We start from the raw sequence: 22,120 nt of genomic DNA, 5'->3' as shown, positions 1-22,120 counted from the left end.
TATTTATTGATATCCGCACTTAGCAGCTAATAACTGAATTCAGCGGCTCTATTCCCTACAATTTGCGGCGCACCTGCAATTAAACGCATATCTTCGCAGCCAACTGTGAGCAAGGGCTGACCTAAGTTTAAACGGGCAAAATTACTGTCTTCATGTATTTCTACTTCGCCTTTAATCAAGCCAGTGCGAGACTGAAATTCTCCTTTAAACATTAGCAAATTGCTGCTGTCAACGCTAAAAATATTGCCGCCAAAAGGTAGCGGTAAGGCTAAACTTTGTTTGCTGTAATTGAGACTGCACAGTTGAAGATTTCCTTGGCTAACTGTAACGCGGTAGCCTAGCGGTGATGCTTTTACTGAATCGCTGCCTTCCCAACTAAATTCAGCTAATTCTTTAGGAAGTTTCCAAATTTCGCGCCCGCCGGCTACTGAGTTAGGATTGTCTACGTAGATGTGGGAAATCCAAGCGCCCCATTTTCCTGCATAACTGGCGATCGCACTTACGACAATTAACTCATTGTACTCCATCACGGAACCGAGCCCGTAGGAGGATATATAAATGCCACCTAGGGTTTTTCCTGGCAATACTGAGACAATTTCTAACTCAGAGGGAACCAAGGGGCGCACTCGTGCCACATCTACTAATTGTAAAGTCTGAACAGCATAACCTTGCAGGTGCCAAGGAGCAGGTGAATATACCATTTTAAGTGATTTTATGTATGATATTTTATCTTTATTTTAGCTTAGGCTTTAAAAGAGCAACAGGTTTTAGTATTTTTTCATAAAATCCTAGTAAATTTACCCATAAGAAAGATTAATCTGTAAATAGCTAGCAATTAGTTGACATTTTAGCAAAAGTTAAATATCGTCTACTTAGTGAATATTTATAAGGAACCATTGCCTGTATGCTGACATCTTACAAACCAGATGTTTTCGATAGTTTAGAGCATTTTTTCACAGCCAGAGACCTGCTGGAACAAGCCGAACATAACATGACCGAACTCGGTGCTATTATCCGCAGTCACGGCTTGCAAAAACAGGTGGGTATTTGTTTGCTTCACAAACACTTTGACCTGTCGGATAATGAAAGGTTGGTAGAAGTGTTTGATGGCAACAATGCTTATGTCAAGCCAACCGCAGAATACGGCGATGCTATTCCGTATATGTGGAAGGTAGAACAAAATCAAGCATCAGGTGAATGGGTTTGGTTTCCCTTAGAATTTGTCCGCGTTACTGAGGCTGTGTCGGCAGCAGTTGAACGGTCAGAAGCTGTTGTCAATAACTCGGAATTTCTCAATGAAATTGCGGGTAAACTGGCTGAATTGGGGATGACTGGTATGTTCGGAATCAGCATTTTGCACCGAGATGCAATTAAGGTTGCTGAGGGCGAAATTTTGGTGGAAAGCACAGACGATGAAGCCCGCGTGTTGACTTTTTCTGCTGTTTTGCGCCAGAATGTCGATCGCACAACTTTAACACAAACTCTCTGGCAGTTTCCCCATGCTGAAGGGTTTGAGGTAGGGGCGATGTGTTCTCACTGTTCTCACTGCACTCACTGCACTCACTGCACTCACTAAGATTGGCGAAGTGTCAAAAGTTCGCAGTCAGGACTTTAGCCCTCAAAAGTTCGCAGTCAGGACTTTATTCCTTGTTTTGCAAACTCAGAGGAACGGACTAAAGTCCTTACTACGAACCTGGAGTTTTGAGGAACGGACTAAAGTCCTTACTACGAACCTGATGTTTTCAAGAACGGACTAAAGTCCTTACTACGAACCTGATGTTTTCAAGAACGGACTAAAGTCCTTACTACGAACCTCAAGTTTAATAATTGCGATTTATACGTATTTAATAATGTACAGTCTCCGTCAAAGTATAGTAATTTATCGCTGTCAAAATTGCGATTTTCTAGCTAAAGAAGAGTCAGAAATTCCGCGAGTGTGGCTGAGTTCGGGCACTCAGTTAGCTGTTGACAATGTGCCCGATCGCCTTCAGTATTGTCAAGGGGCTTTTATGCCGAGAGCACCTTGGAGAGAACCGACGCCCGCAGAGTCCGCACTGCTTTGGACAGACGAACCGCCGCCCCACTATGCGGGTGTCGGAATTGTGCGTTTACCTGCGGATGTTTTGGCTTTGTTGGCTGATGCTGCTATCGCTTCGCTAACGACTCCGCTACAGGTGGCTGAGTTTAAATCTCAGGAAAAATGCGCGCAAATACTCGATCGACTAATTGACTATTTTCAGCCTTTTTGTCTGTCGGATGCGCCGCCAGTTATCAGCGGTATGGGCGGCCGACAGCCGGGATTGAGTACGGCGACAATTGATAACAAACGCGGTTGTCGCAACGGTTTGCATACTGATAGTTGGGACAATCTGTCGCTGGATAGAAAGCACGAGGCTACTAATCGGATTTGTGTGAATTTAGGGCGGGATAGCCGTTATTTTTTGTTTGTGAATTTGACTGAAATGGACATTTTTGAAATGCTGGGATATTCTGATTCCCCTATTGGGAAACTTTGGACGCGACAGTTAACCAGTGAGTTTATGCAGCGCTATCCAGAATATCCGGTGGTGAAGCTGAGAATTGCACCGGGCGAGGCTTATATTGCACCGACTGAAAATATGATTCATGATGCTTCTACGGCAGATATGAAGCATTTGGATGTTAAGGTGATGATGCGCGGTTATTACAGGATTCCAGTATGAGTTTTGCGGTTATATCGTTTCCGATTGTATCGTCAGGTGATTTAACCGCAGAGAACGCAGAGGGCGCAGAGAGAGAAGAAAGAAAGATGAATAATTCAGATGCTACCCGATTTGATATTAGCGAAGCTTGGGCGAGAGGATGGCACTTTCAAATATCTTTTCTAAAGAGACCCAAAACAATGGGGATAAATTGCATATTTTGGGCAGCGTCGAAGTCCACCCCACAATAATTTGATTGTTTATTAACATACAATTTAAATGCAGAACAGCTTAAACGATCGCGAAAAATTGCAGGAGTCGATCGCGCTTTACGAACAGGCGATCGTCCAAAATCCCAATTCGCCCTCAGCTTACCACGAATTAGGCAAAGCCCTGCAACAAAACGGGCAAATTGCCGCAGCCGTCGCCTGTCACCAAAAAGCCATTCTCCTGCAACCAAACTTTACCGCCGCTTACTTCCCGTTAATGTACGCGCCCCTACCCAAAGATTCTCCTCTCCTTGACGGCTTGGTGGCTCTTTACCGCGAAGTAATCGAGATTTTGCCAAATTTTCCATTGGCGTACATTAACTTGGCAGTGACCCTCAGCAAGCAGGGAAAAATCCAGGAGTCGAGATCCCTTTTTCAAACCGCAGTCCGCCTGCAAACTGTAGCATCTCGCCCGGAACTCTCCCAAGTAAAATGGAATTCCACCGCATTGCGCGAACCCGATTTCATCATCATCGGTTCTCCGAGGTGCGGCACAACATCTCTGTACAAATATATCACTGCACACCCTCAGATTTTACCCGCGGCCAATAAAGAAATCTGTTTCTTTTCCGAACATTTCAACAAAGGATTAGCGTGGTATCAAGCGCACTTTCCGCCGCACATAGAAGGGCAGCATTTTTTGACTGGAGAAGCAACTCCGACTTATCTAACTCACCCGCTAGCTGCGTCAAGATTGCACGGGTGTTTGCCAAAAGTCAAGCTGATTGTAATTTTGCGAAATCCAGTCGATCGCGCTTTTTCGCACTATCAAATGCTGGTGAGGCGCGGTACGGAATCCAGGACGTTTGAGGTGGCGATCGATTCCGAGTTGCAATTGCTCGCAGGCGCCACCGAAGTTAGTTTAGCAGATCAAAGTTATTGGAAAGATTCTCACTACATTTACAAAAGTCTTTATGCTTGCAGCCTAAAACAGTGGATAAAACTTTTTCCCAGAGAACAGTTTTTGATTTTGCAGAGTGAAGAATTTTATGCAAATCCGGCTGCGACACTCAGCCAAGTTTTTGAGTTTTTAGATTTGCCCGATTATCAACTCAGCGATTACAAACAATATAACGGTGGTAATTATCAGCCTGCGGATGATGTTGTCAGACAGCGACTGCGCGAGTATTTTCAGCCGCACAATCTAGAATTAGCCGAATATGTGAATAGACAATTTGCATGGTAAATATAGCAGTGGACAGCACATTCTATAATTCAATAAATTTCAGTATCAATAATCCTGTAGGGGCGGGTTCACCAACAGCTTCAAAAGTAGCAGACAGGTTAAATAAACCCGCCCCCACCCCACCAACAAACCCCAATAAACATGGGTGCAAGATATGACATTAATGGACATTGCCATATCCTAGCTCGAAAAATTAGCGCGAAATCTGCCATCCCGAAATAAAAAAAATCTCGCACTTGAGCAGAGACTGCTTGAATTTGTGCTACAAATAAACAAACCAACAATCTTCAACCTCACGCCTCATGGATGAAAACCGCCTCCAATCATACCTGAACCTGATTCAATCCCTGCTGAATTGCCCCGCCGGCGAAGAAATGGAACTGTTGCAAGAGCACTCAGAGTTAGTTGACTCAAACTTGATTGAAGTGATGCAGCAAGTGGCGAGTCGGATGGCGGCGGATGACGAACAAAATGCTGCGGTTTTTTTGCAGCAATTGGCGACTCAAATTAGTCAAGCTTTGGGCACCAGGGCCCAGGGAGAAAATGCAGAGGGTAATTCTGCTTATCTGCCATTGATTAAACAACTGCTAAGTTGTCCTAGCGGTGAGGAAGATCAGATTTTACAGGATAACTCCCAATTGCTGGATGCTGGGTTTTTGCAAGCTTGCGAGGCGGTAGCGGCAACTTTAGTACAGCAAGGAAACGAGAATGCGGCTAATTTTTTGCGGAATCTTGCCAGTCAGGTAGGGGAATTCTTGAGGATGGATGAGGAGGAAGATAGGGATAACTCTGAGGGGGGAAATCCAGAAGAGTATTCAAACTTTATCCTAGAATTATTGCAAGCAGAACAAGAAAGCAATAGCGATGTTGCGGTAGTTTACCCCATTCTCAAGCAACGGCAACATCTTCTTAATAACCGTTTCGCGGAAACTTTACAGCAAGTAGCTAGTAATTTAATTGCTGAAAACCCAGAAGCAATTGAGCATATTGTCGCCCTTATTGAAAATTTGAGTATTCATATTAGTCAGTTTCCTCTGGGGAGAAGAGCGAATAATATTGAAATTGCTATTACAGGTTTTCAAATAGTTTTAAGTAATCGGGAACCGGGAAGCGAAAAATGGGCGCAGACGCAAAATAATCTGGCAAATGCCTACCGTGACAGAATCACGGGAGAGAAAGCTCAGAATATCGAACTGGCGATCGCATCTTACACCGCTGCTTTATCCGTTTACACCCCCGATGCCTTTCCCGAAAATTGGGCAGGGACGCAAAATAATCTGGCAAATGCCTACAGTGACAGAATCAGGGGAGAGAAAGCTCAGAATATCGAACTGGCGATCGCATCTTACACCAATGCTTTAGAAGTTTACACCCGCGATGCCTTTCCCGAAAATTGGGCAGGGACGCAAAATAATTTGGGAGAAGCCTACCGTAACAGAATCAGGGGAGAGAAAGCTCAGAATATCGAACTGGCGATCGCATCTTACACCAATGCTTTAGAAGTTTACACCCGCGATGCCTTTCCCGAAGATTGGGCAATGACGCAAAATAATCTGGCAATTGCCTACAGTAACAGAATCAGGGGAGAAAAAGCAGAGAATATCGAACTGGCGATCGCATCTTACACCAATGCTTTAGAAGTTTACACCCGCGATGCCTTTCCCGAAAATTGGGCAACGACGCAAAATAATCTGGCAACAGCCTACAGTAACAGAATCAGGGGAGAGAAAGCCGAGAATATCGAACTGGCGATCACATCTTACACCAATGCTTTAGAAGTTTACACCCGCGATGCCTTTCCCGAAAATTGGGCAGCGACGCAAAATAATCTGGCAACAGCCTACTATTCCAGAATCAGGGGAGAGAAAGCCGAGAATATCGAACTGGCGATCGCATCTTGCACCAATGCTTTAGAAGTTTACACCCGCGATGCTTTTCCCCAAGATTGGGCAATGACGCAAAGTAATCTGGCAAATGCCTACAATGACAGAATCAGGGGAGAGAAAACCGAGAATATCGAACTGGCGATTGAGTGTTACATGAATGCTTTAGAAGTTCGTACCCGCGATGCCTTTCCCCAAGATTGGGCAATGACGCAAAATAATCTGGGAAGTGCCTACCGTTACAGAATCAGGGGAGAGAAAGCAGAGAATATCGAACTGGCGATTAAGTTTTACCGACAAGCCTTAGAAGTTTACACTCCTTCTGCCTTTCCCCTTGACTGTCTCATAACGGGGTGCAACCTCGGCAACCTTGCCTTTGAACTCCAAGACTGGGAAAACGCCATTTACGGCTACGAAACAGCCATCACCGGCGTCGAACAAAGCCGCGCCTGGGCAGCATCCCAACGCAGCAAACGCCAAATCCTGGAAAATGCCTTGCCCATCTACGAAAAATTGGTACTTGCCAGCATCCACCTAGAACGCTACCACACAGCCCTCCTCACCGTCGAACGCAGCAAATCTCGCACCCTCATCGAACTCCTCGATGACGCCACACTCGAACCCAAAAACAGCACCCCCCAACAAAAACAAAGCCTCGGCCAACTCCGCAAGCAAATAGCCTCCCTCCAAGACTTCGACAGTAACGAACCCACCGACACCACCGACAACAGCAACCAGGAAAACCGCAGTATTTCCTCCAAATTAGAACCTCTTCAAACAACCACTTCCAACATCGAAACCGAACTAAAAAACCGACAACAGCAACTCACCCAACTCATCACAGAAATTAACGATCCCGAATTCACCCTCACCCAACTCGTCATCCCCCAACTACCCGACTTTACCCAATTCCTCGACAGCGAAACCGCCCTCATCGAGTGGTATCTTCCCCCAAACCCAGAAAATGGCTTTCATGCCTTCATCGTCACCCTCGCCGCCGAAAAACCCCCGAAATCCCCCTTACTAAGTGAGACTTCAAATCTTGTCCCCCCCTCACAAAGCAACACTCCAAATCTTGTCCCCCCCCTTACCAAGGGGGGGCTAGGGGGGGTTCAAACCCAAATTCCCAGCGAAATTACCGGGCTTAAAACCCAAATTCAACACCTAGCATTCACCCCCGAAAACCGCCAACAACTCGACACCGACATCACCACCTACCTCAGCGACTACCGCCAAAAAACCTGGAGTCAAGCCCTCAGCAACCGCCTACCAATCCTAGCCAAATCCCTACACCTCAACCAACTCCTAGAAAAACTACCTCCAACCATCAAAAAACTCATCCTCATCCCCCACCGGAATTTACATTTGTTACCGCTTCACGCCTTACCCGCCACCCGAAAATTAGCAAACAATCAAACTCAAACAGATTACTTGCTAGAACTCTACCCCAACGGCGTACAATACGCACCCAGCAGCCAATTTCTCGACAGACTCCACCAACGCCAACGCCCGCAAACCACGAAAATTGTCCCCTTATTCGCCATCGAAAATCCCACAGAAGACTTGCGCTACACCGAAATTGAAGTTGCAGAAATTTCCAGCCGCTTCAACCCCCACGCCCACATTTTGAAAAACCGCGCAGCCACCAAAATCGCCTTTAACTCCGAAGCAACTCTCACCAAATTAACTGCTTCCCACTACGCCCATTTCTCTTGTCACGGTAGCTTCGACTCCAACAATCCGATGAATTCAGCTTTAGTGCTAGCTGGAGAAGCAGCGCAAACTCCCTTAGTTTCCTCTGAACCACCCTTAGAAACACCAGAAGAAGCAGATAAAAGTTCCTACCTAACCTTACGCAATGGTAATCGGTTTCGGCTAGAGACTCAATGCTTGACACTCAAAGAAATTTTCGCTACTCTCAACTTACCATCCTGTCGCCTAGTCACCCTTTCCGCCTGTGAAACCGGATTAGTAAGTAGCGTTTCCACCGACGAATATATCGGTTTAGCTAGTGGTTTCCTCTATGCCGGTGCGACGAATGTTGTCAGTAGTTTATGGTCAGTTAGCGATTTTTCCACCGCCTTTCTGATGATTCGCTTTTATGAAAACCTCAAAAATGAAAACTTGTCAGTTTCTCAAGCCTTACAAGCCGCCCAAAATTGGTTGAGAACCATTAACCGCGCCGACTTTTTAACCTGGTTGACAAACGATGTCAAAATCCCCGAAGATAAAGTCAAGGACATCAAAAATTTCGTGCGTCGCCTTCCCAAGCAACCCTTTGCCGATCCTCAATACTGGGCAGCTTTTTGTGCCATTGGCATATAATTATGGTAGGGGCGGGTTCACCAATAATTCCTGGTAAAAATGAATAATATCATAAACCCGCCCCCACCCACTAATAATACAAATAGACCTCTTGCAAAAGTCTTTTTGATTGAGTTTTGGAACGGGCAAGATGCCCGTTCCACAGAAAAAAATATCTTTGTGGAACGGGCATCTTGCCCGTTCCTAACTATAATGAAATAGCCCTGGGACTTTAGTCCGCAATATTGAGCGGACTAAAGTCCGCACTACGAACCGGGTCGAGGTCTTTCGACCGGACATGATATTATAGATGGTTGGTGAAGGAAGGGCGGGTTTACGAGATTGTTGGCGGGTTTTATAGATGGTTGGTGAACCCGCCCCTACAGTTTTGCCTAATCGGATTGGCAGTTGGTATACTATACGAAGATTTCCCTAAAATACAAATAACTGAAAACCATGAACAACTTTCTCCATAGTTCAGAAACCATTCTCGACTTCCTCACCTTGCTGGAAGTAGAACATAAAACCAGCAACCTATTTAATCCTGCGATTTGGCAAGACCTAAATCAACTAAATTTAGTTTTAACTAATATTAGTAAACCCGATGAAATTGCTGATGCAATACTAGACTGGTGTGAAAAATATCCTCAAATCATGGACGAATTCAACGAAACTAATTGGTCACAACTGCGCGGGGATATGTTTGATGAAGACGAACCAGAAATTCAAGCTGCACCCCCATCAAACGAGGCAGATATTATTCGCAATCGAGATAGAATCCAAAAAACAATTCAGGATAATCAGCCGAATCCAGACAACACTCCCGAAAACAGTCCAGAAGATTAAGGTGGGCGCAAATAAACCTTGCTATGTAAAAACATATAAAGTTGCTGAAACCCTGCGATTGCTTCACTTCACTTCGTTTCGTTCGCAATGACATATTTGTCAATACGCTTGGGTTAGAATTGTCATTGCGAGGAACGAAGCAATCGCAAAGTCTATTTTCACATAGCTTTTACTCTCTTGACGGGCTTATCTGAACCGTATTGAGATACTTGTGTATTTTTTCACTCATCTACTTAATCATAATGTCCAATAAACCAGATCCGATTTACTATGCCTTAAACGTTAACCTATTTGCCTTCACCCTGCAATCAGGTTCATACTTAAATTCGCCAGAACAATTTAACGAACCTCCCGAAAAAATCAAGCACAACTATGAACAACTATTAAAACAAAATTTTAGTTCAAAGCTAAATCTCCCTAATTCATTCCCCGAATTGCGTCAAGATTTTCCGAAGTCAGACAACTACGACTTACTAAATAGCCAAGAACCAGGAACCAGAGAATATTTTTTGCTTTCAAGCCCACAGAAAAATCAAAATCCAACTCAGCCTAAACCTTTATATCGTCTAGTGGTGTATCCACAAAAACTTAGCGATAGCTACGCTTTATTAATTAATGTTTCTCGTCCGCAATCTCCAGGTTTTGATGGCGTAGACTTAAACGAAGTCAGCGAATTTAACCCCAACAAATGCTTAACTCTCGGTAAACACCAACATTTTATCGGAGAAACCTTACTCATCACCGCTTATTTGTCTGAACCAAAACCAAATAATGCTGAATCTTTAAGAATTCATGCCGAAACCTTGCTGCATCAACTACTTGGTTTTTGTCCCGACTTTTATCAAGCCGATACATTTTTAGATAGTTACATCGTAGAATTTAGCCAACCAAAAACATCAAAAACTCGCTATCTTGTGCTGTTCTATTTTGCCGATGCGACTTCAGAACAACTAAAAACCATCTATTTTGACTTACCAGAACTATTTTTATACTATCATAAAATCACCAAGGCTTTCCAAGATAGTCGAAAATGTGCCGATGAACTCCAAAACTTAATTCTCGAAGAAATTGAAATTAAATCAAAATTGCCAGAATCTTTAGATTTGGAAATCTTAAAAAACCGACTCAAAGATATCTTAAAAACTGTTCCTGAATATACTTTAAAGTTCCGCGATCTAGAAGATAGTTTAAATACCCTGAATATTCACATCAGAAATTACCAACTCAAGGTCAAACGCCTGCAAACTCAAGCCAACGATCCTCTAGATTTATTTAATCGGTTTGCGGAACGAGAAAGCCAAACCTTTCAATTGCAAATTCAAGCCGACCTCAACTACTCTAAACCGGGTGCTCAATTATTAGATCAGGCGATCGCCAGTATACGCGGTTTAGTCGAAATCGATCAAGCCGAGACCGATCGCACTTTAGCGCAAAACGAAAAAAAGAGCGATCGCAAATTAGAGAATACCATTCAATCCGTCGGTACCGGTATCGGCGTAGGAATCGGCTTTGCGGGAATTCTCGCCAGCAGCTACCCCTTGCTGGTAGACAAACCTTTGCACTTACCATCACCCCAATATCCAGCGCTGCATCCCTTCGTAATTTCCGTTACACTTAGCTGCATATTGGGTGGAGGTTTGGGATGGCTAGCTTGGTGGGGCACTCGAAAACTGCTAACAAAATCATCCCCTTCTACCCAAATACAGGGTTCCGCGCAAACAAGTTTGGGTACTTCTCAAAATCCAGAGGTGGCAATTTCCCAGGAAACCGAGTCCCGGCGATAGTGGTTTTCCCCATCCACCCGGCGGTTGAAACCGCGGCGATACAAACAAAACCCGCCTCCGCGGGTTGAAGATTCCACCCGGTGATTTCCCCCCATCCACCCGGCGGTTTCTCCCCCCCATCCACCCGGCGGTTGAAACCGCGTCTACACAAACAAAACCCGCCTCCGCGGGTTGAAGATTCCACCGGTGATTTCTCATCTCCGAATACCCTCTTCGTCCGCGGAGGCGGACATCGTTTGTGTCGCCGCGGTTTTAACCGCCGAGGCCCTCTTCGCCGTATTCCTAATCTCCGAATACCCTCTTCGTCCGCGGAGGCGGACATCGTTTGTGTCGCCGCGGTTTCAACCGCCGGGGCCCTCTTCGCGGTTGATTAAATCTTACTCCAATCCCTGCAAAACCCCAGTCAAAATTTCCAAAATGATCTCGATATGTTCCTTCTCAATAATCAACGGAGGCGACAAAGCAATAATATCACCAGTAGTCCGCACCAGCAACCCTTTTTCAAAACACTGCAAGAAACAATCAAAAGCACGTTTCCCCGGCTTCCCAGGAATAGATTCCAACTCAATCCCCGCCACAAGTCCGAGATTCCGAACATCAATTACATGGCGCACACCTTTTAAAGAGTGAACCGCATTTTCCCAATAATCAGCCAACTTATCAGCCCGTTCAAACAGCCTTTCTTCCTCATAAATATCCAGCGTCGCCAAAGCCGCCGCACAAGCCAGGGGATGCCCAGAATAAGTATAACCGTGAAAAAGCTCGATCGCATTTTCAGGAGCATTCATAAAAGCATCATAAATTCCCTCCTTCACAAACACCGCCCCCATCGGGACAGTACCGTTAGTTATCCCCTTCGCCGTCGCCACAATATCGGGAACCACCCCAAAATATTCAGTTGCAAAACTCGCACCCAGCCGCCCAAATCCGGTAATTACCTCATCAAAAATTAGCAGAATTCCGTACTTGTCACAAATCTCTCGCAGGCGCTGCAAATAACCTTTCGGCGGAATCAAAACCCCCGTAGAACCAGCAACAGGTTCGACAATTACCGCCGCAATATTAGACGCATCATGCAAAGCCACAATCCGTTCCAATTCATCCGCCAAATGCGCGCCCCATTCCGGTTGTTTGCGGCTGAAAGCATTGTGTTCTAAATTGTGAGTGTGAGGTAAATGATCGACTCCCGTCAACAAACTGCCAAAAAACTTGCGGTTTGGGCCGATACCGCCGACAGAAATGCCTCCAAAACCAACACCGTGATAGCCGCGTTCCCTACCAATCAATCTTTGGCGAGTTCCCTCACCTTTCACCCGGTGATAAGCAATCGCAATTTTTAAGGCAGTTTCGACTGATTCGGAACCGGAATTAGTAAAGAAAACGCGATCGAAATTACCCGGAATCAACTTCACCAAACGTTCCGCTAATTCAAAAGCACCCGGATGTCCCATCTGAAAAGGTGGCGCATAATCGAGAGTCGATACTTGCTTGTGAATTGCCTCAATGATTTTCGGGCGACAGTGGCCTGCATTCACACACCAAAGCCCTGCAATCCCATCTAGAATTGAGCGATTATCATCGGTTGTAAAGTGCATATCTTTTGCAGAAGCCAATATTCGCGGATTGGCTTTAAACTGTCGGTTGGCGGTGAAGGGCATCCAGTAAGCATCCATATTTGTCATGTTTTTTTATCCTTTTATATTGATAGAAAAATGGGCGGTTGAAACCGCTTCTATACAAACGATGTCCGCGACTCGACTTCGCTCGCCGAACACCTCGGCGGACTGAACAACATAAGGTGATTTTCACCGCCTTTGTCTTCAACCCGCGGAGGCGCGTGAGTGTCTGTGTAGATGCGGTTTCAACCGCCGTCTCATTTTAATTCACGATCGCCCTTAATTCTCGATCGCCCTTAATTGACGATCGCCCTTAATTGACGATCGCCCTTAATTCTCGATCGCACCTTAATTCTCGATCGCCCTTAATTGACGATCGCCCTTAATTCTCGATCGCCCTTAATTCTCGATCGCCCTTAATTCACGATCGCCCTTAATTCACGATCGCCCTTAATTGACGATCGCCCTTAATTGACGATCGCCCTTAATTCACGATCGCACCTTAATTCTCGATCGCACTAACCGACTAATGCTGCAACAAACCAGTCAGCATTTTCACAGGCCGCCCATCGTAGGGCCACGCGAAAGCATGACGAAAAGCAGCATCTTGACAGGCTTGTAACTGCCGAAAATCAATGATATCCAGAGTCAACAAATTCTCATACTCAAAAGGTAGCCGCACATTGTGCAATCCCGCGTTGTCGGTGCAAATAGCAATATCCACACCAGCCTCAAAACATCGATCGAATACTACCTTCAATTCGCACATATCCTGCAACGTCCCCGTCTTGAGATAGGTAGTAGGGCAAACCTCCAAGCATTGACCACTGCGTGCGATTTCTGGCAGTAGTTCGGGATATTTTAGGGGAATTTGAATCCCGTGACCGATACGCATCAGATAGGGCAGAAGTTCGGGGTAACAGCCGGACGTAGTTTCGTAAAGGTGGCCGGTAGTTTTGACGCCGATCGACCTTGCGTACTGATACAATCCCACAAACTCATCCAAACGATCGCCAATAGCAGCATCACCGCCCGCCAGATCGATCGCACAAACATACTCTCCCATCTCGGCCGCCAAATCCACAATCGCCCGATTCACCTCATAAGGTAAACGCGAGTGCATACACAAAATTTGGCTAGTCACAATCGGACAATCACTAATTTGACTCGCCTTACCCACAACCCGTACAATTTCCGCCATCAAATCAATGCGTTTCGACTGATTCAAATGCTCAGGAGTCCGCAAATAAGGAGTATAGCGCAACTCCAAATAAGCCAGATTCTCAAACACGTAAGCGCCGCGCATCAACCGATAGATGAAATAAGGCAAAGTCTCAACAGTTTGAACGCTTTCTACCAGCGTGTGCAGTTCCAAATACTCGTCGAGAGTATTGCGCGGGCGAGTGTAAAAGTCCTCAAACGCAGAATATTCTTGAAAGCGATCGACCATTTCAGCATTATGGCGATCGAAATACCGCCACAAAATCCGAGGAACCACAGAACCGCCTAGGTGTCGGTGCAACTCAGCGTGTAAAGTCATGCGATTTTAGATTTTAGATTTTGGATTTTGGATTGAAGAATTGAAGAATTGAAGAATTGAATGATTAGAATTGCATTCATTTCTAACATATCTGGAAATTATCTGCGTTCATCTGTGTGTATCAGCCTTAAATCTGCGGTTTCTGTATCAATGAATAATTTATGCAATTCAAATCCATAGAAAAATTTGTCATACCAGTCCCCCAAACAAAACAACCGCGGGTTAGATCCAAACCCGATCCTACTCCTTTCCCCTCTCCCTTCCCACCTCCCCCGATCTTGCTGGAAGTAGGTTTTGAGCGCCATAGAGCCTCAACTACAGCGGTTCTCAAAAAAGTGAGGATAGCCCTATGCCCTATGCCCTATGCCCTATGCCCTATGCCCTATGCCCTATGCCCTATGCCGGATAGTACCTCATCTTTTTGAGAAAGGCTATATCTCAATTGTAACAAAAATTAATTTGACATCCGGAACACGTTCGTACATAATCAGAGTTTGTGTCAACCTGAACTGAACGCGAGAAACCCTTGGCTAACGTAGTTGTGATCGGCGCCCAGTGGGGCGATGAAGGAAAAGGCAAAATTACCGATTTGCTCAGCAAATCCGCAGATATCGTTGTCCGCTACCAAGGGGGCGTCAACGCCGGTCACACGGTGGTAGTCAACGGACAGACTTTCAAGCTGCACTTAATTCCGTCGGGGATTCTTTACCCCGATACAGAGTGTATCATCGGCTGCGGCACGGTAATCGACCCTAAAGTTTTAATAGAAGAATTAGATCAGTTAGAAAAACTGAATATTTCGACGGCTGCGCTGATGATTTCCCAGACTGCTCACGTTACGATGCCCTATCACCGATTAATCGATGTAGCATCGGAAGAGCAGCGAGGAAATTATAAAATCGGGACGACGGGACGCGGAATCGGCCCTACTTACGCCGACAAATCAGAACGCACCGGTATTCGGATGCTCGATTTAATGGACTTGGAAGGGTTGCAAGAACAACTGGAATGGACGATCGAGCATAAGAACGTCATTCTGGAAAAACTCTACAATTTGCCGCCTCTGAATCCGCAAGATGTCATTGATGAATATCGAGTTTATGCGGAACGTCTGCGCCCGCACGTAGTAGACAGTTCTCTGAAGATTTATGAGGCACTTCACAAACGGAAAAATATTCTGTTTGAAGGCGCCCAAGGCACTTTATTAGACTTAGATCACGGCACTTATCCTTACGTGACTTCCAGCAATCCGATCGCAGGCGGTGCTTGTGTCGGAACCGGAGTCGGCCCCACAGCGATCGATCGGGTAATTGGAGTTGCCAAAGCCTATACAACTCGCGTCGGAGAAGGCCCCTTCCCTACGGAAATGGTCGATGGAATTGGCGCAGTTTTGGGCGAGAGAGGTGCAGAATTCGGCACTACAACCGGCCGCAAACGCCGCTGTGGCTGGTTCGATGCAGTCATCGGCCGCTACGCAGTTCGCATCAACGGCCTTGATTGTTTAGCAATTACCAAACTAGATGTTTTGGATGAATTAGAAGAAATCAAAGTTTGCGTTGCTTACGAAATTGACGGCGAACGATGCATAGATTTCCCAAAAAGTTCGCGGATATTTGCTCGCTGTCAACCAATTTATGAAACCCTTCCCGGTTGGAAACAGTCCACCGAAGAGTGCCGCAATTTGGAAGATTTGCCGTCGCAAGCTTTGGATTATCTCAAGTTTTTAGCAGATTTGATGGAAGTGCCGATCGCAATTGTATCTCTCGGAGCCAGTCGCGACCAAACTATTATTGTCGAAGACCCGATTCACGGCCCGAAGCGGGGGTTATTGTCGGCTGACAGTAGGCCTGTAGTAGCACAATCATGAGAGTTTAAGCTAAAATGTAATGACGAGAAAGCTTAATCAGTACAGTTTGAAACTTTTGGCGGTGTCGGCATGACCAATTTAGTTAAAGGCGACAGCGGATTAGTACAACTGACCCACGGCGATATCAAACGCATTATTGCCCACCAAAAGTTGTTCGGATTAGATGAATTGCAGAAATATTTGTTTCGTTTCTGCAAGACGATGCTAACGGCTGATGACTCTCTGGTCAAGCAGTTTAGCATTTACAATCTCGTACCGTCTGTTCTGCTCTACGGGCCGCCTAATACTGGTAAAACTACACTCTGTTACTTACTTTTCGACCAAATAAAGCAAGAAGTTACTAATGAAATCAACTTCTATACTGTTGACGTTGGGAGAATGCTCGACCCCGCTTTAGGGCAGTCTTCACGAAATCTAGAGCAAATATTTCAAGATTTGCGTAAAATTTCTTCAGATGGTTCATCAGTGTTTCTATTATTGGATGAACTAGATGCTTTTTGCATGAGTCGCAGTCGCGCACAGGAACACGATGCTGTTCGCAGAGCTATGACAACTTTAATGCTACAACTTGACAATCTTCAACCGTCAATAAGTCAGCGTTTTTTAGTATTTGGCATTACTAATGTGCCTAATCTAGTGGATACAGCAGTAGTGCGTAGATTTTCTTTAAAACAAACTGTCGATCCCAGTTTATCGCGGGATGAATTCAAATCCTATCTTGACTATTTGAATAAGCCAATTAAACATAATACTAAACAAGAAGATTTGCCAAAGTTGTACGGCATCTACCAGCGCCGCGCCTTTACAGCAGGGGATATCAAAGCTTTGTATAAAGTGTTACTAATAGATGTAATATGCGGCGATCGAGATATCTCTATATCTGAAAGGCTTGTGGAGCTTTTTGAACAGGGATTTTCGACCCGCCAACACTTAGATAAAACATACAAGGAGTTATTAGATGCCTAAGAAAAACTTTGAAACTGATGAAGATAAAATGATTTATCATTACGAAGTCCATAGAGATATGATTAAGTGGGTAATCGAACAAATGGCTAAAGAAGGTATTCCCTGCGAAAGAACAAAAGGAAACAGTCCAAAAGGTGATATTTTGATAATTAAGCCTGAAGACGCTTCACGAGTAAAAGACATAATTCGGCAGATTCAAAGTAAATATAATCGTTAGAGAGTCCCATGCCACACATTGAAATCAAGACCAAAGAGAATATCTATCCAGGTGAAGCTCAGAAAATTATCGACAAACAAACTGTTGTTGCAGTTATTACTACAGGAACCATTTCTCCTGATGCAAAAAAGCGGTTTGACCAAGCAGGGATAGCTTGGGCTGAGAATGTCCCAGAAAGTGAATTTAGGGAATCTGAAGCTAAGGAGGAAGGATAATGTTAGACATCGGCTTTATTTCCAAGGATGGTAGTTTAACCAACAGTGTAGAACTGACGGAAGATTTTTACTTGTGGTTGGCAAAGTCAGAGTTTTCCAAAATCGGCAAATCAGTAAGAAGAAAAATACAGATAGATGGGGAAGAGGATATGTTATCTGTCGTGCCGTTAAGTAAAGGTAATAGTAAGAAGTTAAAAGAATTTTTTCGCGATGAGGTTGTCCGCGAAAGCGATGCTGTCATGACTAAACTAGGAGATAGCCCTTCCAAAGAAGAGTATCAAGCAGGAACGTACCGTTTGAGGAAAATGCACGAACTCCTGAAGTGTGTGGAAAACGAAAAGTATCAATACCTTCAGCGAAATTAATTAAGCGCGATCGCAAGATCACAATTCTGATAAACTGTAAAAACAATCAACAGAAAGTCATAAAATGGAACTCGCAGTAGAATGTCAAAAGCGGGCAGAAGGTAGCAAACCTAACGCCCTCCGCCGCTCCGGATTGATTCCCGCCGTCCTTTACGGGCACAAAGGCTCTGAATCCATCGCCCTTACCGTCAAAGCCAAAACAGTTGAAAACCTGCTCAAAAAGCACGCAGTCAACAACACCCTAATTGATCTCAGCATTCCCGAACTCTCTTGGACTGGAAAAACTTTGCTCCGAGAAGTTCAAGTTCATCCTTGGAAAGGCTTTCCTTACCACTTGAGCTTTTTCTCCGTAGCAACTCAAGACAGCCTCGAAGTTGAAGTGTCGCTGCATTTGGTTGGCGAATCTGTCGGCGTCAAGTTAGAAGGTGGTATGCTGGAAACTGTGCTGGCACAAATCGCAGTTAAGTGCAAACCTGATAGCATTCCTGATGCAATTGAAGTAGATATTTCTAACTTAAAGGTAGGGGATGCGCTGCACATTAATGAATTAGTTTTGCCTGCTGGAGTAGTAGCTCTGGGCGATCCAACTCAGGTGGTTGTTACCGTGTTGGGAACTAAAGCCAGTGCTGAGGAAGAAGCAGAAGAAGCAGCAGCAGCAGGTTGATTAGTAATTGGTAATAATAGTTGTTAACTAATTATTAAACAAAATGGCGATCGCTTTTTCAGAAAAGGGCGATCGTTTTTTGCAAAAAAGCTGTTATCGTTTTTGGGCGCACTTACTCTACTCAGGCTTGAATTTGCTGTCTCACCCATTGACGAAAATCAATCTCTGCGGCAACTTCATCAATGAAAGCCACTTCTAGAAACTGGTATAAATCCGTTTTTTCAATGATGGGAAAAGTTGGAGATCGATCGCACTCGACATAAGCCCCATCGACTAATTGCAGAATCCGCCACGCGCGCCCGTTAAACCGCCAAAACTCAGGCACGCCCATACTCGCATAGAGTGTATTTTTATTGAGATCCGTATTGGTAATATCCACTTCCACAACTAAATCCGGGGCTGGATCGACATTCAAATTAACCGGGCGATCGGCCACTAAGGCATAATTCTGAATGTAATACCCGTTGTCAGGCTCGGCGCTCTTGAGTAGGTCTTCGCGATCGAGCGTAGTCGATCCCATCGTCTTCATTTTCATCCCCATCTCAACGATCAGGATTGAGATGAATCGTTCAATTAAGCGAGCAGAGCGTTCGTGTTATTCGAGACCTTTGGTAATTTCTAACACTCCGCTATCGTAGGTAAATCGGGCGCGAGTGCGATCCGCCAGCCAACTTTGAATTTGCTTGAAAGCGCGCCAATCAAGATCGCGAAACGTGAGGCGCTTTTCACCGACAAGTTGAGGTGGTGGCTCTAACAACATCAAAATTACCGCAATTGTTAGATTAGCAATTTTAGATCGGACGGCGGTTGAAACCGCGCCTACACAAACGATAATTTTAGATCGGACGGCGGTTGAAACCGCACCTACACAAACGATGTCCGCCGGACGCCGACTAAGACAGGATAACGTAATTTTAACCGCCACTCTTCAACTCCTCGATCGGGTGCAAGCTTGTATAGACGCGGTTTGGAACCGTCTTCTGAACCGTATTATAATATATTTCTTCAATAAGTCTTCTGGTGCAGGCATCCTGAGTGCGATCGATTTTGATACTACTCGTTCTGCTCTTCAACCCGCGGAGGCGGGTTTTGTTCGTATAGACGCGGTTTCAACCGCCCGGTTTCAACCATCGATTTTGATACTACTCGTTCTGCTCTTCAACCCGCGGAGGCGGGTTTTGTTCGTATAGACGCGGTTTCAACCGCCCGGTTTTAACCATCGATTTTGATACTACTCGTTCTGCTCTTCAACCCGCAGAGGCGGGTTTTGTTCGTATAGACGCGGTTTCAACCGCCCGGTTTCTGAGTGTCTCCCCAGCACCCGGAGTCAAAAAAATTAATAATTGCGGGAACAAGCCTGCTATTGTTAGTGTCAAACCCGACTATAATTGTGAAACGCTTTAACTACCCTATTTAATTGCTGCCTCGGTCGCCACCGCCTATATATGTCATCAACAGTCAATACAGAATCAACAGCGGTTCAATTTAACCAACAGGGAGAAATATACTTATCCCAAGGGAAATTAGAAGAAGCGATCGCCTCCTGCGAACAAGCTTTGAAGATTCACCCGAATTTTGCACCGGCTTACAAGACTTTGGGCAACGCGCTGCAAGCCCAAGGCAGGATGGAAGAGGCGCGGCACTGGTACGCTAAAGCTATTGAAATAGAACCGAATTTTGCGGAAGTATACGCGAATTTGGGCAGTATTTGCGCGCAACAGGAAAAATGGTCGGAGGCGATCGAGTTTTATCAAAAGGCGATCGCGATTAAACCGAATTTTGCCGGAGTATACCGGAATTTAGCCAAAGTATTCGGACAAATTGGCAAAGGGGCCCAAGCTCAGGAATGCTGGTATCGCGCCTTCTCTTTGGAACCAGAAAAAGTATCGCCTGCGGAACATTTGAATCTGGGCGATGCTTTGTTCCGACAAGAAAAATTCCCCGAGGCGATCGCCTGTTACGATCGCGCCATAAAATTAAATCCTAATTTGCCACAGGCCTACCAAAATCTCGGCGAAGCACTGAAAAAACAAGGGAAATTAGAAGAAGCGACACCATATTATCGCAAAGCTATTGAACTCAACGCAGCTAATGCCAGAAATGGCAGCGAGGGCCAGCAGACTTTGGCAGGTGCAAACGGAACAAACGGCGCAGTTAAGCAGCAACAGCCAGCAGCTACCCCAGTTAAGCCCCCAGTGCAGCAGCCAGTCAAGCCAGCAGTTAATTCGACAATTAATATAGAATATCCAGAAGCATACAAAATACTCGCAGAAGGTTATTTTGCTCAGGGCAAATTGGAACAGGCAATTTCGGCTTGCAAAAAAGCTCTACAAATTAAGCCGGAAGCGCCACTCTACAAAATGTTGGGCAACGCCCTGCAAGCTGGTGGAAAAATAGATGAAGCTAAAAATTGCTATGTCAAAGCAATAGAAATTAACCCGAATTTTGCCGAAGCCTACGCTAATTATGGCAGCATTTGCGCGCAGCAAGAACAGTGGCAGCAAGCGGTTTCTGCTTACGAAAAGGCGATCGCCCTGAAACCAGATTTTGCCGGGGCTTTCCGCAATTTTGCCAAATTGTTGACGCAACTAGGTAAGTCAGAGCCGGCGGCCCAAGCCTGGTATCGAGCATTTGCGATCGACCCCAAGTCCGGCACCGCTGAAGAACACGAACAGTTAGCCAAAACTTTGATCGAGCAAGGTAAGGTCGAGCAAGGAATAGACTGTTACCGGCGCGCGGTTGCCATGAACCCAAATGCTGGCGCAGCTTATCACGAATTGGGCGAACTTCTCAAAAATCAAGAACAGTGGGAGGAAGCTGTAGATGCTTACACCAATGCAATTAGAACTAATCCCGAACTATCTTGGTCGCACAACAATTTAGCTGAGTCGCTGGTGAAGTTGGAACGTTGGGAGGAAGCTGTAAATGCTTACCGCAAGGCGATCGAATTAAATCCTGATTTTAGCTGGTCTCACAACAATTTAGCAGATGTATTGCTGAAGTTGGAACGCTGGGAAGAAGCTGTAGGGGCTTACACCAAAGCAACTGAATTAAATCCTGATTTTAGTTGGTCTCACAATTATTTAGCCGACGCGCTGATTAAACTGGAACGCTGGGAAGAGGCGATTTCGGCTTACCAAAAATCAATCGAACTTAATCCCAACCATTTCTGGGCGCACCACAATTTAGCAGAAGCGCTGGTAAATTTGGAACGCTGGGAGGAGGCGGTGGTTGCGTACCGGCGCGCTAATGAACTGAATCCGAATTTCTTCTGGTCGCACAGCAAGTTGGGCGACGTGCTGCTAGAAATGGAAAGGTGGGACGAGGCGATCGAGGTTTACCGGCGCGCGGCTCAGTTGAATCGCGATTTTCCGTGGACTTATTACAACATGGGAACGGCTTTGGAGAAGCTGGAACGGTGGGATGAGTCGATCGCCGCTTACCGCTGTGCTGTCGAAATTCAGCCGGATTTGCCGTGGATTTCGCAAAAGCTGGCTGATGCTTTGAGGATGCGATCGCAGTGGGATTTGCAGGAGGCGATGCGTTTGTACCGGCGGGCGATTCAGGACAATCCTGAGGACGTGCAGTTGTATCACAAGGCGCTGGAGATTGCACCAAACGATGCTGACCTTTATGTTGAGTTGGCGAATGCTTTGGTGCGCCACAGTTGGCCTGATGGGGCGATCGTCTTTTATCAGATGGCGTTGCAGATTCGGC

General features: G+C 45.5%; 17 protein-coding genes and 1 pseudogene. 13 read left to right on the top strand and 5 right to left on the bottom strand.

Annotated features, from left to right (window positions below; genetic code table 11):
* Positions 1-26 precede the first annotated feature (26 nt).
* Positions 27-701, bottom strand: a complete 675-nt coding sequence (locus QZW47_RS25625) for an acetoacetate decarboxylase family protein (RefSeq protein WP_293133579.1) — start codon at positions 699-701, stop codon at positions 27-29.
* Positions 702-904: 203 nt separating this feature from the next.
* On the opposite strand from QZW47_RS25625, the gene QZW47_RS25620 reads away from it, so the two are divergent.
* The 6 genes from QZW47_RS25620 to QZW47_RS25595 all read left to right on the top strand — a co-directional run bounded on the left by QZW47_RS25620 (position 905) and on the right by QZW47_RS25595 (position 10,953).
* Positions 905-1,576, top strand: a complete 672-nt coding sequence (locus QZW47_RS25620) for a glycerol-3-phosphate ABC transporter substrate-binding protein (RefSeq protein ID WP_293133576.1) — start codon at positions 905-907, stop codon at positions 1,574-1,576.
* Between the two features lie 274 nt (positions 1,577-1,850).
* Positions 1,851-2,702 carry a hypothetical protein gene (locus QZW47_RS25615; protein ID WP_293133573.1) on the top strand — a complete coding sequence of 284 codons (852 nt, stop codon included), beginning with the start codon at positions 1,851-1,853 and terminating at the stop codon, positions 2,700-2,702.
* 258 nt (positions 2,703-2,960) lie between these two features.
* On the top strand, positions 2,961-4,136 hold the full coding sequence (locus QZW47_RS25610) for a tetratricopeptide repeat protein (protein ID WP_293133570.1): 1,176 nt from the start codon (positions 2,961-2,963) through the stop codon (positions 4,134-4,136).
* A gap of 302 nt (positions 4,137-4,438) precedes the next feature.
* Positions 4,439-8,344: a CHAT domain-containing protein gene (locus tag QZW47_RS25605; protein WP_293133567.1), complete on the top strand. Its 3,906-nt coding sequence runs from the start codon at positions 4,439-4,441 to the stop codon at positions 8,342-8,344.
* A 435-nt stretch (positions 8,345-8,779) separates the two neighbouring features.
* On the top strand, positions 8,780-9,169 hold the full coding sequence (locus QZW47_RS25600) for a hypothetical protein (protein ID WP_293133564.1): 390 nt from the start codon (positions 8,780-8,782) through the stop codon (positions 9,167-9,169).
* Positions 9,170-9,411: 242 nt separating this feature from the next.
* Positions 9,412-10,953, top strand: coding sequence for a hypothetical protein (locus tag QZW47_RS25595; RefSeq protein ID WP_293133561.1), 1,542 nt, complete (start codon positions 9,412-9,414; stop codon positions 10,951-10,953).
* Between the two features lie 377 nt (positions 10,954-11,330).
* On the opposite strand, the gene QZW47_RS25590 is transcribed toward QZW47_RS25595, so the two are convergent.
* Complete coding sequence (locus QZW47_RS25590; protein WP_293133558.1) at positions 11,331-12,635, bottom strand: aspartate aminotransferase family protein; 1,305 nt, start codon at positions 12,633-12,635, stop codon at positions 11,331-11,333.
* Positions 12,636-13,095: 460 nt separating this feature from the next.
* Positions 13,096-14,109, bottom strand: coding sequence for an adenosine deaminase (locus tag QZW47_RS25585; protein WP_293133555.1), 1,014 nt, complete (start codon positions 14,107-14,109; stop codon positions 13,096-13,098).
* Between the two features lie 526 nt (positions 14,110-14,635).
* On the opposite strand from QZW47_RS25585, the gene QZW47_RS25580 reads away from it, so the two are divergent.
* From QZW47_RS25580 to QZW47_RS25555, 6 genes are all read left to right on the top strand, one after another.
* Positions 14,636-15,976: an adenylosuccinate synthase gene (locus tag QZW47_RS25580; RefSeq protein ID WP_293133552.1), complete on the top strand. Its 1,341-nt coding sequence runs from the start codon at positions 14,636-14,638 to the stop codon at positions 15,974-15,976.
* Between the two features lie 69 nt (positions 15,977-16,045).
* Positions 16,046-16,942: an ATP-binding protein gene (locus QZW47_RS25575; protein ID WP_293133550.1), complete on the top strand. Its 897-nt coding sequence runs from the start codon at positions 16,046-16,048 to the stop codon at positions 16,940-16,942.
* Positions 16,935-17,159 (top strand): hypothetical protein, encoded by a 225-nt coding sequence (locus QZW47_RS25570; RefSeq protein WP_293133548.1) that lies wholly within the window; start codon positions 16,935-16,937, stop codon positions 17,157-17,159. The genes QZW47_RS25575 and QZW47_RS25570 overlap by 8 nt, the downstream gene beginning before the upstream one ends.
* A gap of 8 nt (positions 17,160-17,167) precedes the next feature.
* Positions 17,168-17,374 (top strand): hypothetical protein, encoded by a 207-nt coding sequence (locus QZW47_RS25565; protein ID WP_293133545.1) that lies wholly within the window; start codon positions 17,168-17,170, stop codon positions 17,372-17,374.
* Positions 17,374-17,739, top strand: coding sequence for a hypothetical protein (locus QZW47_RS25560; RefSeq protein WP_293133542.1), 366 nt, complete (start codon positions 17,374-17,376; stop codon positions 17,737-17,739). Before QZW47_RS25565 ends, QZW47_RS25560 begins: the two co-directional genes overlap by 1 nt.
* 64 nt (positions 17,740-17,803) lie before the next feature.
* Positions 17,804-18,403 carry a 50S ribosomal protein L25/general stress protein Ctc gene (locus tag QZW47_RS25555; protein ID WP_293133539.1) on the top strand — a complete coding sequence of 200 codons (600 nt, stop codon included), beginning with the start codon at positions 17,804-17,806 and terminating at the stop codon, positions 18,401-18,403.
* A 121-nt stretch (positions 18,404-18,524) separates the two neighbouring features.
* On the opposite strand, the pseudogene QZW47_RS25550 reads toward QZW47_RS25555, so the two are convergent.
* Positions 18,525-18,983 (bottom strand): annotated as a pseudogene (locus QZW47_RS25550) (Uma2 family endonuclease); the annotation flags it as partial.
* Positions 18,984-18,998: 15 nt separating this feature from the next.
* Complete coding sequence (locus QZW47_RS25545) at positions 18,999-19,163, bottom strand: hypothetical protein (RefSeq protein WP_293133536.1); 165 nt, start codon at positions 19,161-19,163, stop codon at positions 18,999-19,001.
* 685 nt (positions 19,164-19,848) lie between these two features.
* On the opposite strand from QZW47_RS25545, the gene QZW47_RS25540 reads away from it, so the two are divergent.
* Positions 19,849-22,120 (top strand): tetratricopeptide repeat protein (locus tag QZW47_RS25540; protein WP_293133533.1); only part of this gene is annotated, 2,272 nt, incomplete at its 3' end.

Source organism: Microcoleus sp. bin38.metabat.b11b12b14.051 (assembly GCF_013299165.1).
Taxonomy (GTDB): domain Bacteria; phylum Cyanobacteriota; class Cyanobacteriia; order Cyanobacteriales; family Microcoleaceae; genus Microcoleus.
The sequence above is the reverse complement of the archived record's forward strand: the minus strand, read 5'-3'. Positions and strand labels throughout refer to the sequence as shown.

Bases quoted from the DNA above. Each gene is read 5' to 3' on its own strand.
- QZW47_RS25625 (WP_293133579.1), bottom strand. From the start codon at position 701: ATGGTATATTCACCTGCTCCTTGGCACCTGCAAGGTTATGCTGTTCAG.
- QZW47_RS25620 (WP_293133576.1), top strand. From the start codon at position 905: ATGCTGACATCTTACAAACCAGATGTTTTCGATAGTTTAGAGCATTTT.
- QZW47_RS25615 (WP_293133573.1), top strand. From the start codon at position 1,851: ATGTACAGTCTCCGTCAAAGTATAGTAATTTATCGCTGTCAAAATTGC.
- QZW47_RS25610 (WP_293133570.1), top strand. From the start codon at position 2,961: ATGCAGAACAGCTTAAACGATCGCGAAAAATTGCAGGAGTCGATCGCG.
- QZW47_RS25605 (WP_293133567.1), top strand. From the start codon at position 4,439: ATGGATGAAAACCGCCTCCAATCATACCTGAACCTGATTCAATCCCTG.
- QZW47_RS25600 (WP_293133564.1), top strand. From the start codon at position 8,780: ATGAACAACTTTCTCCATAGTTCAGAAACCATTCTCGACTTCCTCACC.
- QZW47_RS25595 (WP_293133561.1), top strand. From the start codon at position 9,412: ATGTCCAATAAACCAGATCCGATTTACTATGCCTTAAACGTTAACCTA.
- QZW47_RS25590 (WP_293133558.1), bottom strand. From the start codon at position 12,635: ATGACAAATATGGATGCTTACTGGATGCCCTTCACCGCCAACCGACAG.
- QZW47_RS25585 (WP_293133555.1), bottom strand. From the start codon at position 14,109: ATGACTTTACACGCTGAGTTGCACCGACACCTAGGCGGTTCTGTGGTT.
- QZW47_RS25575 (WP_293133550.1), top strand. From the start codon at position 16,046: ATGACCAATTTAGTTAAAGGCGACAGCGGATTAGTACAACTGACCCAC.
- QZW47_RS25570 (WP_293133548.1), top strand. From the start codon at position 16,935: ATGCCTAAGAAAAACTTTGAAACTGATGAAGATAAAATGATTTATCAT.
- QZW47_RS25565 (WP_293133545.1), top strand. From the start codon at position 17,168: ATGCCACACATTGAAATCAAGACCAAAGAGAATATCTATCCAGGTGAA.
- QZW47_RS25560 (WP_293133542.1), top strand. From the start codon at position 17,374: ATGTTAGACATCGGCTTTATTTCCAAGGATGGTAGTTTAACCAACAGT.
- QZW47_RS25555 (WP_293133539.1), top strand. From the start codon at position 17,804: ATGGAACTCGCAGTAGAATGTCAAAAGCGGGCAGAAGGTAGCAAACCT.
- QZW47_RS25545 (WP_293133536.1), bottom strand. From the start codon at position 19,163: ATGTTGTTAGAGCCACCACCTCAACTTGTCGGTGAAAAGCGCCTCACG.